Annotated in this window: 18 protein-coding genes; 2 read left to right on the top strand and 16 right to left on the bottom strand. The window is 54.6% G+C overall.

Annotation, left to right across the window (positions count from 1 at the left end):
- Positions 1 to 70 precede the first annotated feature (70 nt).
- Positions 71 to 1,456 (top strand): PhoH family protein, encoded by a 1,386-nt coding sequence (locus HNR75_RS00475; RefSeq protein ID WP_188025056.1) that lies wholly within the window; start codon positions 71 to 73, stop codon positions 1,454 to 1,456.
- Positions 1,457 to 1,496: 40 nt separating this feature from the next.
- On the opposite strand, the gene thiQ is transcribed toward HNR75_RS00475, so the two are convergent.
- The 10 genes from thiQ to leuA form a co-directional block, all read right to left on the bottom strand.
- Positions 1,497 to 2,204 (bottom strand): thiamine ABC transporter ATP-binding protein, encoded by a 708-nt coding sequence (gene thiQ / locus HNR75_RS00470; protein ID WP_188025055.1) that lies wholly within the window; start codon positions 2,202 to 2,204, stop codon positions 1,497 to 1,499.
- 2 nt (positions 2,205 to 2,206) lie between these two features.
- Entirely contained in the window at positions 2,207 to 3,814 is a 1,608-nt protein-coding gene (gene thiP / locus HNR75_RS00465) for a thiamine/thiamine pyrophosphate ABC transporter permease (RefSeq protein ID WP_188025400.1), read from the bottom strand.
- Positions 3,814 to 4,815, bottom strand: coding sequence for a thiamine ABC transporter substrate binding subunit (gene thiB / locus HNR75_RS00460; protein WP_188025054.1), 1,002 nt, complete (start codon positions 4,813 to 4,815; stop codon positions 3,814 to 3,816). Before thiB ends, thiP begins: the two co-directional genes overlap by 1 nt.
- 21 nt (positions 4,816 to 4,836) lie before the next feature.
- Positions 4,837 to 5,826: a hypothetical protein gene (locus HNR75_RS00455; RefSeq protein ID WP_188025053.1), complete on the bottom strand. Its 990-nt coding sequence runs from the start codon at positions 5,824 to 5,826 to the stop codon at positions 4,837 to 4,839.
- Positions 5,811 to 7,520 (bottom strand): ABC transporter ATP-binding protein/permease, encoded by a 1,710-nt coding sequence (locus HNR75_RS00450; RefSeq protein ID WP_188025052.1) that lies wholly within the window; start codon positions 7,518 to 7,520, stop codon positions 5,811 to 5,813. Before HNR75_RS00450 ends, HNR75_RS00455 begins: the two co-directional genes overlap by 16 nt.
- Before the next feature lie 123 nt (positions 7,521 to 7,643).
- Positions 7,644 to 9,566, bottom strand: a complete 1,923-nt coding sequence (locus HNR75_RS00445) for a TonB-dependent receptor domain-containing protein (protein ID WP_188025051.1) — start codon at positions 9,564 to 9,566, stop codon at positions 7,644 to 7,646.
- A gap of 230 nt (positions 9,567 to 9,796) precedes the next feature.
- Entirely contained in the window at positions 9,797 to 10,396 is a 600-nt protein-coding gene (gene leuD, locus HNR75_RS00440; protein WP_188025050.1) for a 3-isopropylmalate dehydratase small subunit, read from the bottom strand.
- 11 nt (positions 10,397 to 10,407) lie between these two features.
- A complete protein-coding gene (gene leuC / locus HNR75_RS00435) occupies positions 10,408 to 11,805 on the bottom strand; it encodes a 3-isopropylmalate dehydratase large subunit (protein WP_188025049.1) in 1,398 nt (465 codons plus the stop codon).
- Between the two features lie 2 nt (positions 11,806 to 11,807).
- On the bottom strand, positions 11,808 to 12,902 hold the full coding sequence (leuB, locus tag HNR75_RS00430) for a 3-isopropylmalate dehydrogenase (protein WP_188025048.1): 1,095 nt from the start codon (positions 12,900 to 12,902) through the stop codon (positions 11,808 to 11,810).
- Positions 12,902 to 14,467 (bottom strand): 2-isopropylmalate synthase, encoded by a 1,566-nt coding sequence (gene leuA, locus HNR75_RS00425; RefSeq protein WP_188025047.1) that lies wholly within the window; start codon positions 14,465 to 14,467, stop codon positions 12,902 to 12,904. Before leuA ends, leuB begins: the two co-directional genes overlap by 1 nt.
- 436 nt (positions 14,468 to 14,903) lie before the next feature.
- Between leuA and HNR75_RS00420 the strand changes: the two genes are divergently transcribed.
- A complete protein-coding gene (locus HNR75_RS00420) occupies positions 14,904 to 16,463 on the top strand; it encodes a protein adenylyltransferase SelO (protein WP_188025046.1) in 1,560 nt (519 codons plus the stop codon).
- Here HNR75_RS00420 and HNR75_RS00415 read toward each other — a convergent pair.
- From HNR75_RS00415 to HNR75_RS00390, 6 genes are all read right to left on the bottom strand, one after another.
- Positions 16,458 to 17,486: an MBL fold metallo-hydrolase gene (locus tag HNR75_RS00415; RefSeq protein WP_188025045.1), complete on the bottom strand. Its 1,029-nt coding sequence runs from the start codon at positions 17,484 to 17,486 to the stop codon at positions 16,458 to 16,460. The genes HNR75_RS00420 and HNR75_RS00415 overlap by 6 nt on opposite strands.
- 1 nt (position 17,487) lies before the next feature.
- Positions 17,488 to 18,144, bottom strand: a complete 657-nt coding sequence (locus HNR75_RS00410) for a DUF6962 family protein (RefSeq protein WP_188025044.1) — start codon at positions 18,142 to 18,144, stop codon at positions 17,488 to 17,490.
- Positions 18,145 to 18,165: 21 nt separating this feature from the next.
- Positions 18,166 to 19,386: a polysaccharide pyruvyl transferase family protein gene (locus HNR75_RS00405; protein WP_246358654.1), complete on the bottom strand. Its 1,221-nt coding sequence runs from the start codon at positions 19,384 to 19,386 to the stop codon at positions 18,166 to 18,168.
- Between the two features lie 90 nt (positions 19,387 to 19,476).
- Positions 19,477 to 20,022: a DUF1456 family protein gene (locus tag HNR75_RS00400; protein ID WP_188025043.1), complete on the bottom strand. Its 546-nt coding sequence runs from the start codon at positions 20,020 to 20,022 to the stop codon at positions 19,477 to 19,479.
- Between the two features lie 66 nt (positions 20,023 to 20,088).
- Positions 20,089 to 20,427 carry a zinc ribbon domain-containing protein YjdM gene (locus tag HNR75_RS00395; RefSeq protein ID WP_188025042.1) on the bottom strand — a complete coding sequence of 113 codons (339 nt, stop codon included), beginning with the start codon at positions 20,425 to 20,427 and terminating at the stop codon, positions 20,089 to 20,091.
- 208 nt (positions 20,428 to 20,635) lie between these two features.
- Positions 20,636 to 21,037: a hypothetical protein gene (locus tag HNR75_RS00390; RefSeq protein ID WP_188025041.1), complete on the bottom strand. Its 402-nt coding sequence runs from the start codon at positions 21,035 to 21,037 to the stop codon at positions 20,636 to 20,638.
- Positions 21,038 to 21,159 lie beyond the last annotated feature (122 nt).

Raw genomic sequence — 21,159 nt, 5'->3', positions numbered from 1 at the left:
TTGATTCATTGAAGTGTGTTGTCATTGACATGTATTTGTCATCGGCGCATCAGGCCAAAGGAGGCTGCCTATGGATAGCGATGAACGTAAGTTATTCATCCTTGACACCAACGTGCTGCTACACGAACCCCTCTCCGTCTACTCCTTTCAGGAACACGATATTGTCATCCCGATGACAGTACTCGAAGAGCTCGACAACATTAAAGATCGTCAGAAAGATGTCAGCCGCGAAGCGCGGGTGGCGATTCGTACGCTGGAAGATCTGTTCCGTGATGCTACCCCCGAGCAGATCAGCAGCGGCATTTGTTTAAAAGAAAAAACCGGCAGTTCCGGGTGCAGCGGGCTGATTTCCATTGTCGCCGATCATCATTTACCCGGAGGGGAAGAGGTCTTCACCAACAAGGAGGCTGACAACCGCATCATCAATCTGGCGCTTTATCTGCAGAATGTCCGTAAAGATCGCCTCGTCGTGCTGGTGACCAAAGATATCAATATGCGGCTGAAGGCCAAAGGGGCCGGGCTGGCGAAGGTGGAGGATTACCGCACCGACCAGCTGATCGATGATATCCGCTTGCTGGCGAAAGGTTTTCAGAAAATAGAAGGCGCGTTCTGGGACAAAGTCGGGCAGTGCGAAACCGAATCGCATGGCCGGGATGTGTTCCATCGTCTTGATGAGAAGGTGTTACAGGGTACCCACATCAACCAGTATCTGATTGATGAGGCGGAAACCTTTGCCGGCCGGGTGCATAAGCGGGAAGAAGGGGCGCTGCTGATCAAGGACATTGGCTATGAGCGGCTGATGAACCGGCATGCCTGGGGCGTGCATCCGAAGAACATTTATCAGGGGATGGCGCTGGACGCCCTGCTGGACCCGACGCTGGATCTGGTGATCCTGACCGGCCCGGCCGGTTGCGGCAAGACCTTGCTGGCCATGGCTGCCGCGCTGGAACTGGTCATCGAGCGGGGAATTTACGAGCGCATCATTGTCACCCGCAATACCCCGGAAATCGCGGAAAGTATCGGCTTCCTGCCGGGTACCGAGGAAGAGAAAATGCTGCCCTGGCTGGCGGCGATAACCGATACGCTGGAAGTACTGCACAAGCATGATGAAAGCCGGGAAAGTTCGCTGCAATACATCATGGAGCAGGCCAATATTCAGTTTAAATCGGTCAACTTCATGCGTGGCCGCAGTTTCCAGAATACCCTCGTCCTGCTGGATGAATGCCAGAACCTGACCGCCTCCCAGCTGAAAACCATCATCACCCGCTGCGGGGAGGGCACCAAGATTGTCTGTTCCGGTAACCTGGCACAGATTGATTCCAACTATCTGACACCGGTCACGTCCGGTCTGACCTACATCGTGGAACGTTTCAAGGATTTTGAAGGCAGCGCCAATATCTTCCTGAATGGCGTCGTGCGCAGCCGCCTGGCTTCGTTTGCCGAAGAGAATCTGTAAACGCTGGCCTCTCAGCCCCCGGTCTTGTCCGGGGGCATTTTTAGCCGAGTGACGACATCCCCAGATAGGCAGCAAATTCGGCTGTCGGTGGCTGCTGCAATGTGCTCACCGGCGCCGTGAATTTCAGCTGGCCATCATCAATAAAGCCGAGCCAGTCGGCCTGATCCTTCGCTTCCTGTGGCTGATGTGATACCAGCAGCACGCCAATGTGCTGTTCGGTCGCCAGTTGCCGGACTTCCTGCATCATCTCCTGACGCAGCGCCGGATCCAGCGCCGAAAAAGGTTCATCCAGCAGCAGATAGGGTTTGCGGCGTACCAGACAACGGGCCAGGGCGACGCGCTGCTGCTGTCCGCCGGACAGTGAACCGGGGCGGCGCGTGAGCAGATCGGCGATCTGTAACCGTTCCGCCGCCAGCTGCAGCGTCTGCTGTTCCTGCAAGGACAGTTTCAGATCCGGACGCAGACCAAGCGCGATATTCTGGTAGACGGTCAGGTGTTCAAACAGATTATTTTGCTGAAACAGCATGGTAAACGGACGCTGTGCCGGCGGCAGGTGCGCAATGTTCTGGCCATCTGCGGACAGTACACCGCTGCTGGCTGGCAGAAAACCGGCCAGTAACTCCAACAGCGTCGATTTGCCGCTGCCGGAACGTCCCAGTAACAGGCCGATTTCGCCGGGTTGCAACTGCAGAGAGAACTCGAACGTGCGCCCCTGACGACGGGTCTGCAACTTTTCAACCAATAACATGCTTACTCCAGTAAAGACGGGGGTTCCCGGTGTTCATTCCGGCTGGCCAGCCACTCGGTCAGCCAGAGCAGGGTGAGACAGAGTACCAGTAACACCAGCGCGGTCGCCGAGGCCGCATCCATCTGATAATGCCCCAGTTGCTGATACAGCAGCCAGGGCAGGGTTTGTAATTCATCGCTACCAAACATTGCGATTGCGGCCAGATCGCCCAGCGAGAAGATCATGCCCAGCGCCAGCGCGCGGCCAGCCGGACGGCAGAGCAGCGGCCACTCCAGCCAGCGCAGACGGGACACCCCTTGCAGCCCCAGACTGTCAGCCAGCCGGTCATAACGGAGCAGCAGATCCTGCATCGGCTGCTGCAGTGCACGCAAGGTATAGGGCAGGGCCGCCAGCGCGTTCAGCAGCATGACCAGCCAGAATCCGTGCGCAAACAGGTTCATTTCTCCCTGCAGCAGGATAAACAGGCCGGTACTGAGCACCGAGGTCGGGATCAGCAGGATCAGTGAACCGGTGCCGGCAAGCAATCCGCCCAGACGCGGAGCATGGCAGCGAATGCTCAGGTGCCGGCTGCTCAGCAGCAATCCGGTGCTTAGCAGGAGGGATAAAAGCCCGGCGCTGACGGCGATCCGCAACGACTGCAGCGTGGTCTGTAGCAGCAGGGACTGTTGCCAGACCAGACTGAACAGGGCCTGCAGGCCATACCAGACAATGGCCGCCAGTGGCGGCAGAAACAGGGACAGTCCGGCGATTAAAGCGAGCAGATCGGGGAGCCAGTGACGTGGTTGATAATGCGGACAGCTTTGCCCGGTCGCGGATGCCAGTGAGGCGGCAGCCGGCTTCAGCCAGCCATAGCCGGCAACCACCAGGCCGCCCAGCAGTAATTGCCAGCAGGCGAGTTGTCCGGCCGAAGCCAGATCAAAATCAAAACGCAGCGCCTGATAGATGGCCACTTCCAGCGTGGTGGCCTGCGGGCCGCCACCCAACGCCATCACGATGGTGAAGCTGGTAAAACAGAGCATGAAGATCAGGCTTGCCAACCCCGGCAGCAACCGGCGCATCGCCGACCATTCCAGTAAGCGGAAACGCTGCCACTCCGGTAAACCCAGCTGGGCGGCTTGTCGCCAGTAATCGTGCGGGATCTGTTCCAGTGACTGCACCAGCCAGCGGGTGGCGAGCGGCATGTTAAAAAACACATGCGCCAGCAGAATGCCGGATAAGCCAAACAGATAATCCGGCAGAGGAAGACCGGCGGCTTGCGCGAGAGCGGTCAGCCATCCCTGCGCACCGTGTACGGCCACCAGGCCGAACAGCGCAATGATGACCGGCAGCACCTGTGACAGCCCGAACAGATGCAGCAACAGCGTTTTGCCGGGAAACTGACGATGGAACAGCGCCCGCGCCAGCGGAACGGCCAGCAACAGACTGAACAGGGTGGACAGGGCCGCCTGTTTGAGACTGAACCAGGCCACATGCGTCAGATAGCTGTCCTGCCAGAGCAGAATAGTCGCGGTACCGGGCTGGCTTAATAAGGCCGCCAGCGGACCAAGCGTGGCCGATAAAATCAGGGCGGCCACCAGACCGCCCGGCCACCACCAGAAACGACGTGGCATCAGCGGCTGACGGCCTGCAGCCACTCTTTCACCCAGGCTTTACGCTGAGCGGCGATCTGTGCGGGATCCGGCTGCAGCGTCTGTGCCGGGGTCTCATTCTGGTTAAACCCATCCGGCAGTTTCACGTTGGTGACCGGATACATCCAGTTGCCTTCCGGGATCTGATTCTGAAAATGCTCATGTAAGATGAACTGCATAAAGCGCTGCGCCAGCTCAGGCTGCGGCGCAGTTTTCAGTTGCGCGGCTACTTCCACCTGCCGCAGATGACCTTCACTGAACAGGGCGGCACGGTATTGCTGCTTGTCCTCGGCCAGACGGTGATAAGCGGGTGAAGTGGTATACGACAGCACCAGATCCGCCTGTCCTTTCAGGAACATGCCATAGGCTTCGCTCCAGCCTTTGGTGACGGTGACGGTTTTCCTGGCCAGCTGTTCCCAGGCCGCCGGTGCGGTGTCGCCATACACCTGTTTGACCCACATCAGCAAACCTTGTCCCGGTGTGCTGGTCCGCGGATCTTCATAAATGATTTTCAGATCATCCCGTGCCACCAGTTCTTTCAGGCTTTGCGGCGGCTGTTTCAGTTTGCTGCTGTCGTACACAAACGCGAAATAGCCATAATCGAACGGCAGGAACGTCGTATCCTGCCAGCCACCCGGCAAGGTCAGGCTGTTCAGGTCGGTGTTATGCGGAACAAACAGGTTGCTGTTGCGTGCATCCGCCAACATGGTTTCGTCCATGCCCAGCGCCACGTCGGCCTTGCTGTGTGCCCCTTCCAGTTTCAGCCGGTTCAGGATGGCCACCCCATCTTCCAGCGCAACCCATTTCAGGGTGCAGTTGCATTCCGCTTCAAAGGCGAGCTTGATTTTGGCGCCGGGGCCCCACTCACCGGCAAACGAATCATAGGTATAGACGGTTAAGACCGGCTTCTGTTCTGCCGCCTGAGAAAATGCGGATGCGCTCAGTAACGCGGCCGCCAGAAAACATGACCATAAAGGACGCATGCGGTACTCCATAAAATGTGGTTAAGGTTCATTGTCACGCCGGGCGGCACCCGGCAGCAGATCGTACTGATACTGCTGATTCAGGATTGCCAGCCGGCTTTTTTCCCCGGTGACACCGGGCGGGATCTCTGCCGGTCCGGCTACTTCCAGCGGCAGGAAAAGGGTGTCACCGATTTGCAGCGTTTGTTCATTCCCGGTCGGTGGTGGTAATGCGACCGCCAGAAACGCGTGTTCCGGAATGTACACGATGGCCTGCGTCAGCTCGGGATAAAGCGCCTTCAGCAAGGCCATCATCAGCACGCTTTTGCTGTCACAATCGCCCCGGTTCTGGGTCAGCACCTGTTCCGGCATCAGAAAGGCCACACCGCGTAGTCCATCGGCCGACTGCAGCGGGTCATAGGGGATGGACTGAACAAAATTCAGCAGACCGGCCACGACCAGCGCCCGTTCATCCTGCTGGTAACGCTGTTTCAGCGTTGGCGGAGCGGAGGCAATGATAACGCGTTGCAGGGTCCGAGCGAGCTCCCGTAGACCGGTGCTGCTGTCTGCGGCAATGCGGGTGTGATCCGGGCGGATCAGATGACTGCTGTCATCGCCGTGCCGTTTGTAATAATGCTGTGCCAGCCAGGCGTTAAACAATATCTCCTGCTGCTGCGGCAGCCAGGTTTTTATCTGCTCGATTTGCCGCTCATCGAAGCTTTGATAATCAACGATATCACCATCAGCGGTTCTGCGAAGATTAAAGGTAACACCGGGATACCGTTGCCGGGCATTTCGGATTAATTGTGACAGCACAAATTCCTGCGCCCGTCCGGCGTGCCATGTCGTCCAGACCGGCAGTATCTGGCTGTCCGGCAGCCTCAGCGTGAAGGCCTGCGTCGCGGCATCCTCGTATTGCCACACGTAATGCAACTGCCGGGTTTCACGGGAAAATGCCTGTTGCTGCGCGCTGGCAGCACCGTGCAGTACTGCCAGCGTGAAACCAAGCAGCAGGCTCAGGCGAACTGCCATTGTCCGTTTTCCTGCCATAACAGTTTCTTCTCGTGGAACGGATGCAGGGTGCTGCGGTGACCGACACTGACCATAATGGTCTGCGGCAGTTCGTCGCGCAGTAAACGGTAAAGCTGGGCTTCACTCTGTTCATCCAGTGCCGATGTGGCTTCATCCAGGAACAGCACATCCGGTTTCACCAGCAGAATACGGGCGAACGCGACGCGTTGTTGCTCACCGAGGCTCAGCATCTGTCCCCACAATTCCACATCATCCAGCCGCTGTGCCAGTTTTTCCAGCCCGACCATCTGCAGCGCTTTAATCGCTTCGGTATTACTGACTTCCGGCAACGGATAGCTCAGCGCCTGACGCAGACTGCCCAGTGGCAGATAAGGTTTTTGCGACAGGAACAGGGTCTGGCTGCCAGCCGGATAAGTCACCTTGCCGCTGGCAAACGGCCATAAGCCGGCCAGCGTGCGCAGCAGGGTCGATTTGCCGCAACCGGATGGCCCCTGGATCAGCAACGAGTCGCCTTGTTTCAGTTGCCAGTTGGCGTCATTCATCAGGGCAAAACCGTCCGGATGTTCAATGCTGACCTGCTGCAGTCGCAGGGCTTCACCGGCTCGCTCCGGTTCCAGCCGTGGCAGTTGTTCTGCATGCTGTAAACCCTGTTCAAAGGTGGCAAGACGATCCACCACGGATTTCCAGCGGGCCAGATCGGTATAGCTGTCAACCAGCACCGACATCGATCCCTGAACAATGCCGAAGGCAGACAGGGTCTGCATCAGATCGCCCAGCGTGATCTGTTTGGCGAAATAGAGCGGGGCGCCCAGTACCACCGGGAAGATCACGGCGGTCTGGTTAAAACCGAGGGTAAAGAAACCCAGTATCTTCTGTCGCTTCATCAGCGCATAGAAGTTGTCGACTACCTGCAGGAAGCGGCCACGCAGATAACCGCCTTCCTCCTGCGCGCCCTGATACAGCGCGATGGATTCCGCGTTTTCCCGCATCCGCACCAGCGAGAAACGAAAATCCGCTTCATAGCGTTGCTGGTTAAAGTTAAGCCGCACAAGCGGACGACCAATCCAGAAGGTCAGCACCGTACCGAAAATGGCATATGCCAGTGCCGCCCAGACCATATAGCCCTGCGCCAGCTGAAAGGTGGTGTTACCGATGGTCAGCTCGGAGGGTTTGGAGAGGGTCCATAACACACCGAGAAAGGTGAACAGGGTGGCGAGTTCACGCAGATAACCAATGGAAAGTGACAGTGTCGATCCGACAAACTCGTTGATGTCTTCCGCAATACGCTGATCGGGGTTATCGGTTTGCCGGTCGGTCAGTTGCAACCGGTAAAAGTTGTTATCCGCCAGCCAGTGGACGATGCGGTTCTGCGTCAGCCAGCGGCGCCAGACAATCTGCAGCATCTGGTTGAAGTAAGTCCGGTGGACTCCGACCAGCACCCAGATGGCTGCCAGCCAGCAGAACGTCAGCAGCAGACTTTTGAATTCGGGGAAGTCATAACCCTGAATGGAGTTATAGAACTGGTTATGCCAGCTGTTCAGCACTTTCTGCAGATAGACTGAACCGGCTGTCAGTGCCAGCACTACAACCAGCAGCATCAGACCTTTCGTTTTTCCTTCTTTGGAAGCCCAGAATGGCTTTAGCAGCATCCAGAAGTTGCGCCACAGGTGCTTAACCGGTGGGGTTGGTGTCATGATTTCACTCCCGTTACGACATCATGTTGTGGCTCATGTTGCCAGAGTGAGCAGGGAAATCAATCAGATGTCATGGTTCCGGATGCCATGGCGATAATCCCCGGATTGCTCCGGGGGTATTGTTTAGAAACGCATGGCGGCTGTCAGGCGGAAGTCGCGGCCTGCTTCCGGCACACCGGCCCACATGTTGTAGCGGGCGGTGTAGCCGTAGCTGGCCTGATCCAGATACTGTTTATCAAACAGGTTAATGACCGCGAATTTCAGGTCAAAATCGGTATTGGCGACGGGTGTCCAGCTGACATAGACGTCATGTACGGCATAACCCGGTTTTTCTTTTGAACCGGCCGGCACCTCGGTCAGGCGTTCTGTGGCCCGGCCAGTCCAGCCGATATCCACGCGTTGTTCGGTAAAGTGATAATCGAGCCCGGTTGTCCAGGTGCGGCCGGTCGAGGTACCCAGTGACATGTTACTGTCACTCAGCGGCTCGCCATTCAGGGTCGGACGGCTTAACGTCACTCCGACCCGGCTATCCAGTTGTCCCCAGCGATAGCCGGCATCGGCCGAATAGCCCCAGACCGCAACCGTGCCTGCATTGTCACGGGTGCCGGTCGAGTTAGGAATGAAATTTTCGATCCGCTGGGTGAAGCCCTGTACCTTGGCGTGCAGATTGCCGTGTTCGTATTCCGTACCAAATTCTGTGGTATGGGCGCGTTCCGGATCAATATCGCTGTCATTGGTGGTGCGGGACATGACATAGGCTTCTTTCGTGCCAACGCCCCGCAAGGCACGGGAGTGACGGGCAAACAGATTCACCTCATCGGTGACAAACCAGGTCAGACCCACATTCGGACTGAGGCCTTCACTGCTGAAGTTCTGGCCGATGTTGTCGTTGTAGTCATAGCGATCAAAGCGGGCTCCGGCAGACAACAGCCAGTCAGGCGCAAAATGGTAATCGCTCTGCAGATAGAGCCCCAACACGGTCAGATCTTCATCGCCGGCCGTGCCGCTACCGGTCTGGTAAGCGCGGTCATGATGGTAGTCGGTACCGATGGTGATATCGGCTTTGTCCAGGTTCATGGTGTTGCGCAGATCGCTGCCCCACGTCTCGACACCGGCACCACTCTGGGAACCATCATTGGTAATGTCCAGGCTGGCATCGGTGTGATAAATCGTGGTTTTGGTATTAAACAGCGGATTACCGGACTGGTATTTATGGTTGAACGTGGTGGTCGCCCGGGCGTTTTTCTGCTCGGTTTCCGGATTCCAGTCGGAGGCGATCATGTGCGCGCGCAGGTTGCGGTTACCTTCATCCACCCGGTTTTCATGGCTCAGGCTGGCGTAGTGTTTTTCATTGAGATCACCGCTCAGCTTGGTGAAAAAATCTTCCTGTTTGATGTCGGTGTTTTTGACGGTATCGCCATTGCCGTCTTTGTAACTGTCAGTATCCAACTGCGAGGCACTGACCAGAATGCCGCTCTGCTCACCGATCCGGCCGAACGCCGTACCGGTGTTTTTAAATCCTTGGCCGTTGCTGTGATAGGTACTTTTTACTATCGCGCCGGCTTTTTCATCTTTACGGAGGATGTCAGTCGCATCTTTGGTTTCAAAGTTGACGGAACCTGCCAGTGCGCCCGGGCCAGCTGTTGCCGCGCCAGTGCCGGCATCCGCTTCAACGGCTTTGATGATATCGGGATCAATCCCTACGCGCCCCTGATGGTGGAACAGATAGCCGGTCTGTTGTGCGCCATCGATAGAAACATTCATCAGGGTATCTTCCAGACCACGGGCATACAGTTTCTGCGCTGCAGGCAGCGAACCGCCACCGACATTAAAATCGGTCTGGTCTTTGAAGACTTCCTGCAATGAGGCCGCCTGTTTTTGTTCCAGCTGCTTGGCGGTTACCGCTTTTTCTTTATCTGCTGTGACTTCAACCTGACCCAGTTCATTTACGGTTTCTCCAGCCAGTACAGTTTGGCCAAAGAGCGCTAAAGATAATGAGGAAGCGAGGAGAGTACGGGTCAGGATCTGTTTTGATTGCTGCTGCATGATGAGTCTCTTCCGATTGAGAGTTTGTTTAGTATTGATAATTATTCTCAATAAATATAAAGAGAATGCTTCTTCTTCTCAAGTGGGAATTGAGAAGATATGCAAGACGATGTCAGCAGGAGAATTGTTGCAGCGAAAAAAGAGAGGAAAAAAGACAGGAAAAAGAAAGAGAAAAGAAAAGGGAAGCACAATGGCTTCCCTTCAGGCATCACTAGTTATGCAATGATCAATTACAACCAGGCAGGCTGTTTTGCTTCATACGCATCAATCGCATCCGCGTGCTGCAGTGTCAGGCCGATGTTGTCCAGACCGTTCATGATGCAGTAACGACGGAAGTCATCGATTTCAAACTTGAAGCAGTAATCCGCGGCGCGTACTTCTTTCGCTTCCAGATCCACAGTAATGGTCTGGCCTTCGTTCGCTTCCACCAGCTTGAACAGCGCATCCACTTCGTCATCTTTCAGACGCACGACCAGCAGGCCGTTGTTCAGCGAGTTGCCGTAGAAAATGTCGGCAAAACTCGGTGCGATCACAGCTTTCAGGCCGTAGTCTGCCAGTGCCCACGGTGCGTGTTCACGGCTGGAACCGTTACCGAAGTTTTCACGCGCCAGCAGGATGGATGCACCCTTGTAGCGCGGGAAGTTCAGTACGAATTCCGGATTTGGCTGAGTGCCGGCATCATCCAGGAAACGCCAGTCGTGAAACAGATTCTGACCAAAACCCAGTTTGGAAACGCGTTGTAAAAACTGCTTCGGAATGATCTGGTCGGTGTCCACGTTGGCGCTGTCTAATGGCACGGCCAGACCAGTGTGTTGTTTAAACTCTTGCATGGCAGTGCTCCTTACAGTTCACGAACGTCAACGAAATGACCGGCAATCGCCGCAGCGGCAGCCATTGCAGGGCTGACCAGGTGGGTACGACCACCACGGCCCTGACGGCCTTCGAAGTTACGGTTGCTGGTCGCTGCACAACGTTCGCCCGGTTCCAGACGGTCGTTGTTCATCGCCAGACACATGGAACAACCCGGCAGACGCCATTCAAAACCGGCTTCGGTCAGGATCTTGTCCAGACCTTCCGCTTCCGCCTGCGCTTTCACTTGTTGTGAACCAGGCACTACCAGCGCCTGAACACCCGGCGCTACTTTACGGCCTTTCGCTACCGCAGCCGCAGCCCGGATATCTTCGATACGGCCGTTGGTGCAAGAACCGATAAAGGCTTTATCGATCTTCACATCAGACAGTTTCTGACCAGCAGTCAGATCCATGTACTCCAGCGCTTTCTGTGCAGAACTGCGGGCAACTGGATCTGCGAAATCTTCCGGTGCCGGGATCGGAGTATTGATGCTGATCACCTGGCCCGGGTTGGTACCCCAAGTCACTTGTGGTTCGATCGCTGCGCCATCCAATACCAGTTCAGCATCGAATTGGGCACCGACGTCGGTTTTCAGGGTGGACCAGTATTCAACCGCTGCATCCCAGTCGGCGCCTTTCGGTGCAAACGGACGACCTTGCAGGTAATCGAAGGTGGTCTGATCCGGCGCAACCATACCGGCTTTGGCACCCAGTTCGATCGCCATGTTACAGACGGTCATACGCTCTTCCATGGTCAGTGCCTGAATGGCAGTACCACAGAATTCGACGACATAACCGGTACCACCCGCAGTGCCGGTTTTACCGATGATCGCCAGCACGATATCTTTCGCCGTCACACCCGGACCCACTTTGCCGGTGACTTCGATTTTCATCGTTTTCGCCCGGTTCTGTTTCAGCGTCTGGGTGGCCAGCACGTGTTCCACTTCGGAAGTACCGATACCGAACGCCAGTGCGCCAAACGCGCCGTGGGTTGCGGTGTGGGAGTCACCACAAACGATGGTGGTGCCCGGCAGGGTCAGGCCGATTTCCGGACCCATCACGTGCACGATACCCTGCCATTTGTGGTTCAGACCATACAACGGCACACCGAAATCTTCGGCGTTTTTCATCAGCGTCTGCATCTGCACACGCGCCATCTCGCCGGAAGCGTTGATGTCGTTGGTGGTAGTGGAGACGTTGTGATCCATGGTGGCCCAGGTTCGGTCGGTGCGACGTACCTGACGACCTTTTTCACGCAGACCATCAAAGGCCTGCGGGCTGGTCACTTCATGCACCAGGTGACGATCAATATAGATGATCGGGGTTTCGCCTGCGGCTTCATACACCACATGCGCTTCAAATACTTTCTGATACAGCGTCTTAGCCATGCTTAGATCTCCCGGATGCGTGCGGCAATCTGTGAACCCATATCGCTGGTGCTTTGCACCGGATGCTTGCCTTCGCCCTGCGCCAGATCACCGGTGAAGTAACCGTCAGCCAAAGTTTCCGCAATCGCGCGTTCAATCGCAAGGGCTGCGTTTTCTTCTTTGAAGCTATAACGCAGCATCAGGGCGGCAGACAGGATCTGTGCTACCGGGTTGGCAATGCCTTTACCGGCGATGTCCGGGGCAGAACCACCCGCTGGCTCGTACAGACCGAAACCATCAGCATTCAGGCTGGCAGAAGGCAGCATGCCCATAGAACCAGTGATCATCGCGCATTCGTCAGACAGGATGTCGCCGAACAGGTTAGAACACAGCAGGATGTCGAACTGGGATGGATCTTTCACCAGCTGCATGGTCGCGTTGTCGATATACATGTGGTTCAGTTCCACATCCGGATAATCTTTCGCGACTTCAGTCACCACCTGACGCCACAGGATGGAGCTCTGCAGGACGTTGGCTTTGTCGATAGAAGTGACTTTATGGCGACGGACGCGGGCAGATTCGAACGCGATCTTGGCGATACGCTCGATTTCGTAGCGGTGATAAACTTCGGTATCAAACGCTTTTTCCATATCGCCGGCGCCTTCACGGCCTTTTGGCTGACCGAAGTAGATACCGCCAGTCAGTTCGCGTACACAGACGATGTCAAAACCGCGATCAGAGATATCCGCACGCAGTGGTGACAACGCGTTCAGACCTTTGTGGATCTGAGCTGGGCGCAGGTTACAGAACAGTTTGAAGTGACCGCGTAATGGCAGCAGGGCACCGCGTTCCGGTTGTTCGTTAGGTGGCAGGTGTTCCCATTTCGGACCACCAACAGAACCGAACAGGACGGCATCCGCCGCTTCACAGGCTTCCAGTGTGCTTTTTGGCAGCGGGCAGCCGTGATTGTCGATAGCGATACCACCGACATCATGCTGACTGAATTTGAATTCGATGCCAAAAACGGACTGAACCTTGTCCAGAACCTTGATCGCTTCGGCCATTACTTCCGGACCGATGCCATCACCGGGCAACACCGCGATTTGGTAACTTGCCATTACAGAGTCTCCATGACTGTTTTTTGTGCGAAACGTTCTTTATGCTCTGCGACCTGCAAAGCACGATAAATATTATTGATCACATGTACTAAAGCCTGAGCAGACGATTCAACGATATCGGTGGCCAGACCCATGCCGTGGAATTTACGGCCCTTGAATTCTGCCACGATATCCACCTGACCCAGCGCATCTTTACCGATGCCTTTGCTCTTCAGATCATACTTGCTGATATTGATTTCATAGCCGGTGATACGGTTGATGCACTGATACACCGCATCCACCGGACCATTACCGGTCGCTGCTTCGGTCACTTCTTCATCACCGACCTGCATCCGCACACTGGCCGTGGCCATCACGCTGCCACCGGACTGTACGCTCAGATAGTTCAGTTTGAAGTGCTCAGGCTCTTCCTGGATCTGAGAGAAGAACAACAAGGCTTCCAAATCATAATCGAAGACCTGGCCTTTTTTATCAGCCAATTGCAGGAAGCTGGTGTAAATCTGATCCAAATCATAAGAGCCTTCCGGATAACCCAACAGAGCTAAACGGTGCTTGATGACATGACGGCCGGAACGGGATGTCAGGTTCAGCGTGTTCTGATTCAAACCTACGCTTTCCGGGGTGATAATTTCATAGGTGTTTTTCGCTTTCAGTACGCCATCCTGATGGATACCGGAACTGTGCGAGAAAGCATTGGCACCGACAATCGCCTTGTTCGGCTGCACCGGCATGTTGCACAACTGGCTGACCAGCTGGCTGGTGCGGTGAATTTCCTGATGCTTGATGTTGGTGTGCACACCAATCAAATCCTGACGGGTTTTCAGGATCATCGCGACTTCTTCCAGTGAGGTATTACCCGCACGCTCACCGATACCGTTGATGGTACATTCGATCTGACGGGCACCCATCTGTACCGCACCAATCGAGTTGGCGACCGACAAGCCTAAGTCATCATGGCAGTGTACCGAGATGATCGCTTTATCAATGTTCGGTACGCGGTTGAACAGGTTGTGAATGATGCCGCTGAATTCAGTCGGAATGGTGTAACCGACAGTATCCGGAATATTGATGGTACGGGCGCCGGCGTTGATCGCGGCTTCCACCATACGGCACAGATTGTCGATCGGGGTACGGCCCGCATCTTCACAGGAGAACTCGACGTCATCGGTGAAACGGCGCGCGTACTTCACCGCGTTGACGCCCATTTCCAATACGTCTTCGAAGCTTTTCTTCAGCTTGTTTTCGACGTGAATGGTGGAGGTGGCCAGGAAGGTATGGATACGGAACTGATCCGCCACTTTCAGCGCTTCGGCAGCAGCATCAATATCTTTTTGCAGAGCGCGGGACAATGCACAGACGCGGCTGTTTTTGATCTGACGGGCAATGGTTTGTACCGATTCAAAATCGCCAGGGGAGGATACCGGAAAACCGACTTCCATCACATCGACACCCAGCCGTTCCAGTGCCAGTGCGATCTGCAATTTTTCACGTACTGTTAAGCTGGCTGGCAACGCCTGTTCGCCATCCCGCAATGTGGTATCGAATATGATGACGCGATCTGACATATCTTTATCCTCGGTAACTGGTTTCGTGCGCTAGCGGTATAAAAAAACCCGCGCTGTGTGCACGGGTTCTTATGTTCAGGCCTTAATTCCGGCTGCTACATTCCCGCGCGAAAGTCCGCGATAAGAAGAAGTAGGAGCAGAGAAATCAAGCGCATAAACGTGTCCTTTTGAACTGTTGGATTATGTGTACGCTTTTTATTGATGCTTGTCAAACGTTACGTGCATGACTTCTCGCGTTTTTGATGAAAAATCTCGTTTTTGCGTTAAAGATTGATATTTTATTGCGCAATTTTGCTCTTTAATCGCAACAACTAGGATGGCGCCTGGTGCTGTGGCCCGATCTGAAAATGAGCTGAATGGTACGATAAATTGATCGCTCAGCCGGGAACTGCGTACTGCTGATTATAGTCAACAATCAGCAATAAGAGCCCGCCGCATGGCATTTCTGCATTTTGATAACCGCTTTATCCGGGAACTACCGGGTGATCCATTGACACTGAACCAGCCTCGTCAGGTAACCGCAGCGTTGTGGTCTGCGGTGACACCGGCGCCGGTTCCGCATCCGCAACTGATCGCCAGTTCAGCGGAAGTTGCCGCTTTACTGGGTATTTCATTGGACGATTTGCAGAAACCAGAGTGGGTTGCCGCATTGTCCGGTAATCGGTTGCTGACCGGAATGTCACCTTTTGCTACTTGTTACGGTGGTCATCAGTTTGGCAACTGGGCCGGGCAACTCGGTGACGGGCGGGCGATCAGTCTCGGTGAACTGATCCATAACGATCAGCGCTGGGAACTGCAGCTCAAAGGCGCGGGTGTCACCCCGTATTCGCGTCGTGGTGATGGCAAAGCGGTGCTGCGTTCGTCAATTCGCGAGTTTCTGTGCAGCGAAGCGATGTTCCATCTCGGGGTGCCGACCACGCGGGCACTGAGTCTGGTGCTGACCGGCGAGCAGATCTGGCGGGATATGTTTTATGACGGTAATCCGCAGCAGGAACCGGGTGCGATTGTCTGCCGGGTGGCGCCTTCCTTTATCCGCTTTGGTCATTTCCAACTGCCGGCGATGCGAGGTGAGCTGGATTTACTGAACAAACTCATCGATTTCACCATTGATCGCGATTTTCCGCATCTGGCAGCCGAACCGGCGGAACAGCGCCGGGCGCTGTGGTTCAGTGAAATCTGCATAACTACGGCAAAGCTGATGGTGGAATGGACGCGGGTGGGTTTCGTGCATGGCGTGATGAATACCGACAATATGTCGGTGCTGGGCCTGACCATCGATTATGGCCCGTATGGCTGGGTAGATAATTTCGATCTGAACTGGACACCGAACACCACCGATGCCGAAGGGCTGCGTTACTGCTTTGGCCGGCAACCGGCGATTGCGCGATGGAATCTGCAGCGGCTGGCCGAGGCGCTGGGCACTGTGATGACCGATCATGCAATTCTGGCCGAGGGTCTGGCGCAGTTTGAACAGGTGTTTACACAGGGCATGAACACGATGCTGGCGGCCAAGCTGGGCTGGCAGCAATGGCAGGAGTCGGACGTTGCGCTGACCGAACGCCTGTTTACCCTGCTGGAACAGGCCGAAGTGGATATGACTCTGTTCTTCCGTCAGCTGGCTGAGCTTGATCTCAATGCGCCGGATCCGGCGTCACTGCGCAGTTCGTTTTACCGCGACGATCTGTACCATCAGCATCAGCCCGAATTTCAGCAATGGCTGAGTGATTACGCGCAGCGGGTCTTAAGTGAAGAGCGGTTGCCGGAAGATCGCGCAGCCCGGATGAATCAGGTTAATCCCGTTTATGTGTTGCGCAACTATCTGGCGCAGCAGGTGATTGATGCGGCAGAGCAGGGCGATTATCAGCCGATCTCCGAACTGCTGGATGTGCTGCGACAACCTTATACCGAACAAGCCGGTAAAGAAGCATATGCACAGAAACGACCGGACTGGGCCCGGCACAAACCCGGCTGCTCGATGCTGTCCTGCAGTTCATAGCTCGGTCGCGGGTAATCCGGAAGGACGGATGATCAGGCTTTGGTATCCCTGCAGAATACGGAATTGGATCTGATCTGCCTGTGTCCGCCCGAGCAGAAAATCGAAACTTTGCTGCAGGTCATCGACCAGCCATGGCAATGCAGTCAGCTCGGATGTTAACGGCTGAAAGAAATTATCCCAGTGAATGGGGATCAGGAGGCGGGGTTTCAGTTTACCCACGGTTTCGGTGTAGAAGGTTTGCTGAAAAGCCGCCGGCTGTTTACCCAGTGTCGCGGTACCGAGAAATAATACGTCGGCCCGGATGTGATCCAGTGCGCCCGGGATGAAGTTGGTATCGGGTTTGATATAAATTCGGATGTGGTCGTGCCGGATCAGAAAATCATAAGAACCGCCTTCCTTGTAATCGCGGTATCTGGCGGGTTGCCGGAGAGGGCTGGTGATCGGTTCACCGAGATCATCGTTGATATACGCAAGAGACGGCGTGTGCAACGAGGGTCGAATCGAGATATCAAACCTGCCGGCCCGAATAGTTTTCTGCGTGTCGTACTCCTGCAACTGAGCTTCGGCTAAACCGCCTCCCCGGGCGATATTCAGGGTGGATGCGGAGCCATGGATCTTCGCGCCGGTACGTTTGGCAATATAGGCAACATCAAGGGCATGGTCATAATGCGAATGACTGACCAGCATAGCGTCCAGCCGGGTTATTTTTAATTGCTGCAGCATGACTTCTGCGGCTTGTTCATCGGTTGCCAGTTTGGTGAACGCCACCCGCCACAGAGGCGGGCGGGAGATAAAACCGTCCAGCATGAAGCGGGTCTCGTCATCCTCGATTAAAAAGGATGTGGCACCTAAAAAGGTGATCTTTACTTCACCGGGCTGAGGCGCGGCGGGGTCATGAAGGTAATAGTGCTGATAGTGGCGGATGTCCCCTCCCGGTTGCAGCAAGCTGCGGAGCAGCGCAATTCCTGCCAGACAAACAACGGCCATGATCATCAGAATGCGGGTTCTCCGGCGAAATGACATCTCATGCCTCCGCTTTGGCATCATCGGGAGCCGATATCCGGCTTGCACCCAGCCCCAATAAAGCAAGACCGATCATCTGAATCAGATGAAACAACCCGTTATGATCAAAGATTATCGGCCCCACCGGGAACGACAGACTGCTGCCTTGTACGCCAGCCGCCAGCAGATTAATACCAATGGCGACAGACATGATGCCAGCTGCCATCCGTTTTCGGGTCACGGCAATGACACCGTAAATCCACAAGGCGCCGAGCATCATGATCGCTTCATAAACAGTGAAGATAAGAAAGTTGCCGCCAAACCACTCGGTCAGGCCGTAAAAAACAAGGCCGGTGGCAACGCAAAACGGCAACAGGTGGCGGGCGAACCCGTCTCCTGCCCGAGCGGCAATAGCGACCGTAAAAAACAGCGCCATCATGATGCCGAGGCTCAGATACAGCGGTTTCCAGAGCAGACTTTTGGTCTCTTCAGACAAATCCAGACCATGAGCGATCGCACCCAGCAGGGATGAAAAGGCCAGTAAGGCGAAAATCCGGCGCCAGAGCCGCTGCTGCCAGTGTCGATCCGGTAACAGAAAGAAGATACCGAGACTCTCGATGGCAAGCAGGAGATCGGTGACGCTGGTGGTCAGTTCTGTGGGTGACGACACGAACATCATAATGCTACGTCTCCCCTGCGGTTATGGTTTCAGGCCAGCACAGAGCGCGGTGAATCCCTGACGATAACGTTGCACCAGGTCATGGGCTTTTCGCTGTAACGCACTCCGGTCAATAGCCAGCGCGGCAAGGATCCCTTGTGTCATCGTTTCCGGCACCACCGTCGCAGGCAGACTTGCGAGCTCCCACGTCGCAGCGAAAGCCGCCTGTTTCGTCATACCGTCTCTTTGTACAGAATGGCACAAATTCACGCGGGGCCGGGCAAAACTCATCGCGATGATCCGGCCGTGCAGGCTACTGCCGCAATAGAGCCGGCTGTCGGCGATCAGCGCGCAGATATCCCAGATATTCAGCGATTCAAACAGAATGGCTGCCGGTGCCGACATGCGGGATGCGACGCGCTGATAACAGCTCAGATCATCGTGCCAGGGAGCGGCGCCGGCGCGAAAGAACACGACAGCATAACCCGTAGCGGTAACGACGTTATCCAGTTGCGCGGCGATGGTGGAAAGCGTTTTATCATCGCCGAAATCAGCACTGAACTGCATGGCGATATAGCCTTGAGGGCAGGCGTTTTTTATCTGAAGCATGTCAGCCGATTGGGCATGGTGCCGGATTTGCGGGGCGAAGAGTTCTGCCACCATCACCGCCGGATCGGGGATGAGCCGGGCGTCGATGCCGTTAGGTTGCAACTGTGATAAGGTCTGCTGATCCCTGACACTGACGACCTCAGCCTCCTTGAGTTTGCTGATCACTTCCGCCCGGAACTCAGCTGGGTAATCACTGAAATCCACACCGCCCACGGCGGTGTAAATCATGTGGTTCATCTGTGGGAATAACGTCCGCGGCGCACAGTAGGGGGCTAATCCGGCCAGCCCCAGTTGTTCCCGGGCCCAGCCTAACCTTTCCGCCGGTTTGTTATCAAACCGGGCAATCACGGACTGCACCTGCTCCGGCGGTAACAGCATGACCGCGGCCAGCCAGGCATCGCAGGTCAGAATCTCTCCGCCCACGTGCATCAGGTTCACCGGCGATTTCTTCCATTCAGACGCTAACCGGGCAATAGCCTGAACCTGATGACCGCCATATTGGCGCAAATCAACCGCAGTCAGGCCGGCAAACAGCACAGGGGTATCCTGCAGCAAGGTTGCTGCTATATGGGGAAACAGCAGATCACCAAAGTTATGGCGATCAAAGGCACCAAACAGGATGGTGGGATACATAGGAACGGGATAGGCGCTCATGTTGTCAGTATAGACAATCCAACGTTCAGTGAGCGTTTAAGGTGTGAGACCAGAGCGCTTTCATTATGGGATAAAGGCTCTGGGTCCGGATTATTTTTTGGCTGAATCCCAAGGCGAACTTTTCTTGGCGATGAGAGTTTGTTTGCTGGCTTTGCTCGCGGCGGTTTCTGAAATTCCTGGTCGGTATTTCAGTTGAATACCTTTGAGAAAATAGCGCAGCACCTGATCTTTACATTCCCGGTAGTTTTTATGGTCAGGCTTGCGGAAGAAAGCGCTGAGTTCATGTTTACTCATACGGAAATCAGCCAATGCCATCGCTTCTAAGATATCCTCATCGCGGAAATCGAGCGCAATTTTCAGTTTTCTGAAAATCTGATTGTTATTAATTGCTGTTTTTTCTGGTTTCGGCGCTTCACCATCTTTGGCGCCGCGACGATGAATGATCAACCCATTCAGAAAACAGTTGAAGCTCATATCATCACAACGGACATATCCTGGTTCTTCTTCATGTTTCAACCAGCCTTGCACATCAGAAGCGGTCACTTCCCAGTTTGCCAGTGCAAAAATCTGAATCATTTGTGTATCGTTGAAACTGAACACGTAGCGAAGGCGACGCAGAACATCATTATTAGTCACAGTAATTTCCGGTGGGAACAAGAAGATGGGAATCAGGCCGGACAACAGATATCCGGCCTGATGAAATTATACTTTTTTCACGAATTCAGATTTCAGGCCCATGGCACCGATGCCGTCGATTTTGCAATCGATATCGTGGTCGCCATCAACCAGACGGATGTTTTTCACTTTGGTGCCGATTTTGACCACCAGTGAAGAGCCTTTCACCTTCAGGTCTTTAATCACAGTCACGGTATCACCGTCTTTCAGTTCATTACCGACGGCATCGCGAATAACTTTCACTTCTTCAGCAGTTTCTTCAGCGTGTTGCGGCCATTCGTGCGCACATTCAGGGCAAACATACATGTTGCCATCTTCGTATGTGTATTCTGAATTACATTTCGGACATTGAGGTAAACCGCTCATTTTGCACCTATTTCTGATTAACGGGGTGAAATCCCGGACGGAATAGCCACCGCCGGTCAATCTGTCTGCTTTAGATGTGCATGATATTAACATGTTTTGGCCGGCGAAAAAATAATACCCGTCTGGCATCAGCCTGACTTCGATGTTATTTGTCTGGGATGGTTACAGAGAGAAAGCACCGCAGAAACGGTGCTTTTAACGAAAAGAATTATTCTGTGCGCAACTGAACATTGAACATATCTTCATACGCGGCGGTATGTTCCGGGAAGAAGGTTTCGTATTCGATTTTAGGAATTCCCGCGACTTCAATTTCAAAACCGTCACTGTCGAAACCGCGAATAGTCACGGCCGTTCCATTGACAGCGGCCTCCTGCGGATGGAAGACACCGAGCCCCCGAATCGATTCAGCATCGAGGAATTTAAAATCGGGGTAATCGACATTGATTTGAGCCTCCGTTTCTTTGCAGTAAACAGAGAAGAAATCGTAGCCTGAATCGATATTCAGCAATTCTATTTTGCCGGCCACCATGCCAAGAGGCGGGTCAGCCTTTTCGAACCGGGTATAGCCAATGACAACATCATAGAGCTTTACTGAATATTTTTCTGACACACCAATCCCCTTCAATCCGTACCCTGTTGGGTACAGGTTACGGGATGAGGGATATTATTGGCAAATGGAACTGAATAAAATCCGATGATCTGTATCAAAGGTTTGAATAAAGGGATATCACG

The organism is Tolumonas osonensis (genome assembly GCF_014202415.1).
Lineage (GTDB): Bacteria > Pseudomonadota > Gammaproteobacteria > Enterobacterales > Aeromonadaceae > Tolumonas > Tolumonas osonensis.
Note: the sequence above shows the minus strand (reverse complement) of the source record. Positions and strands in the feature narration are given on the sequence as shown.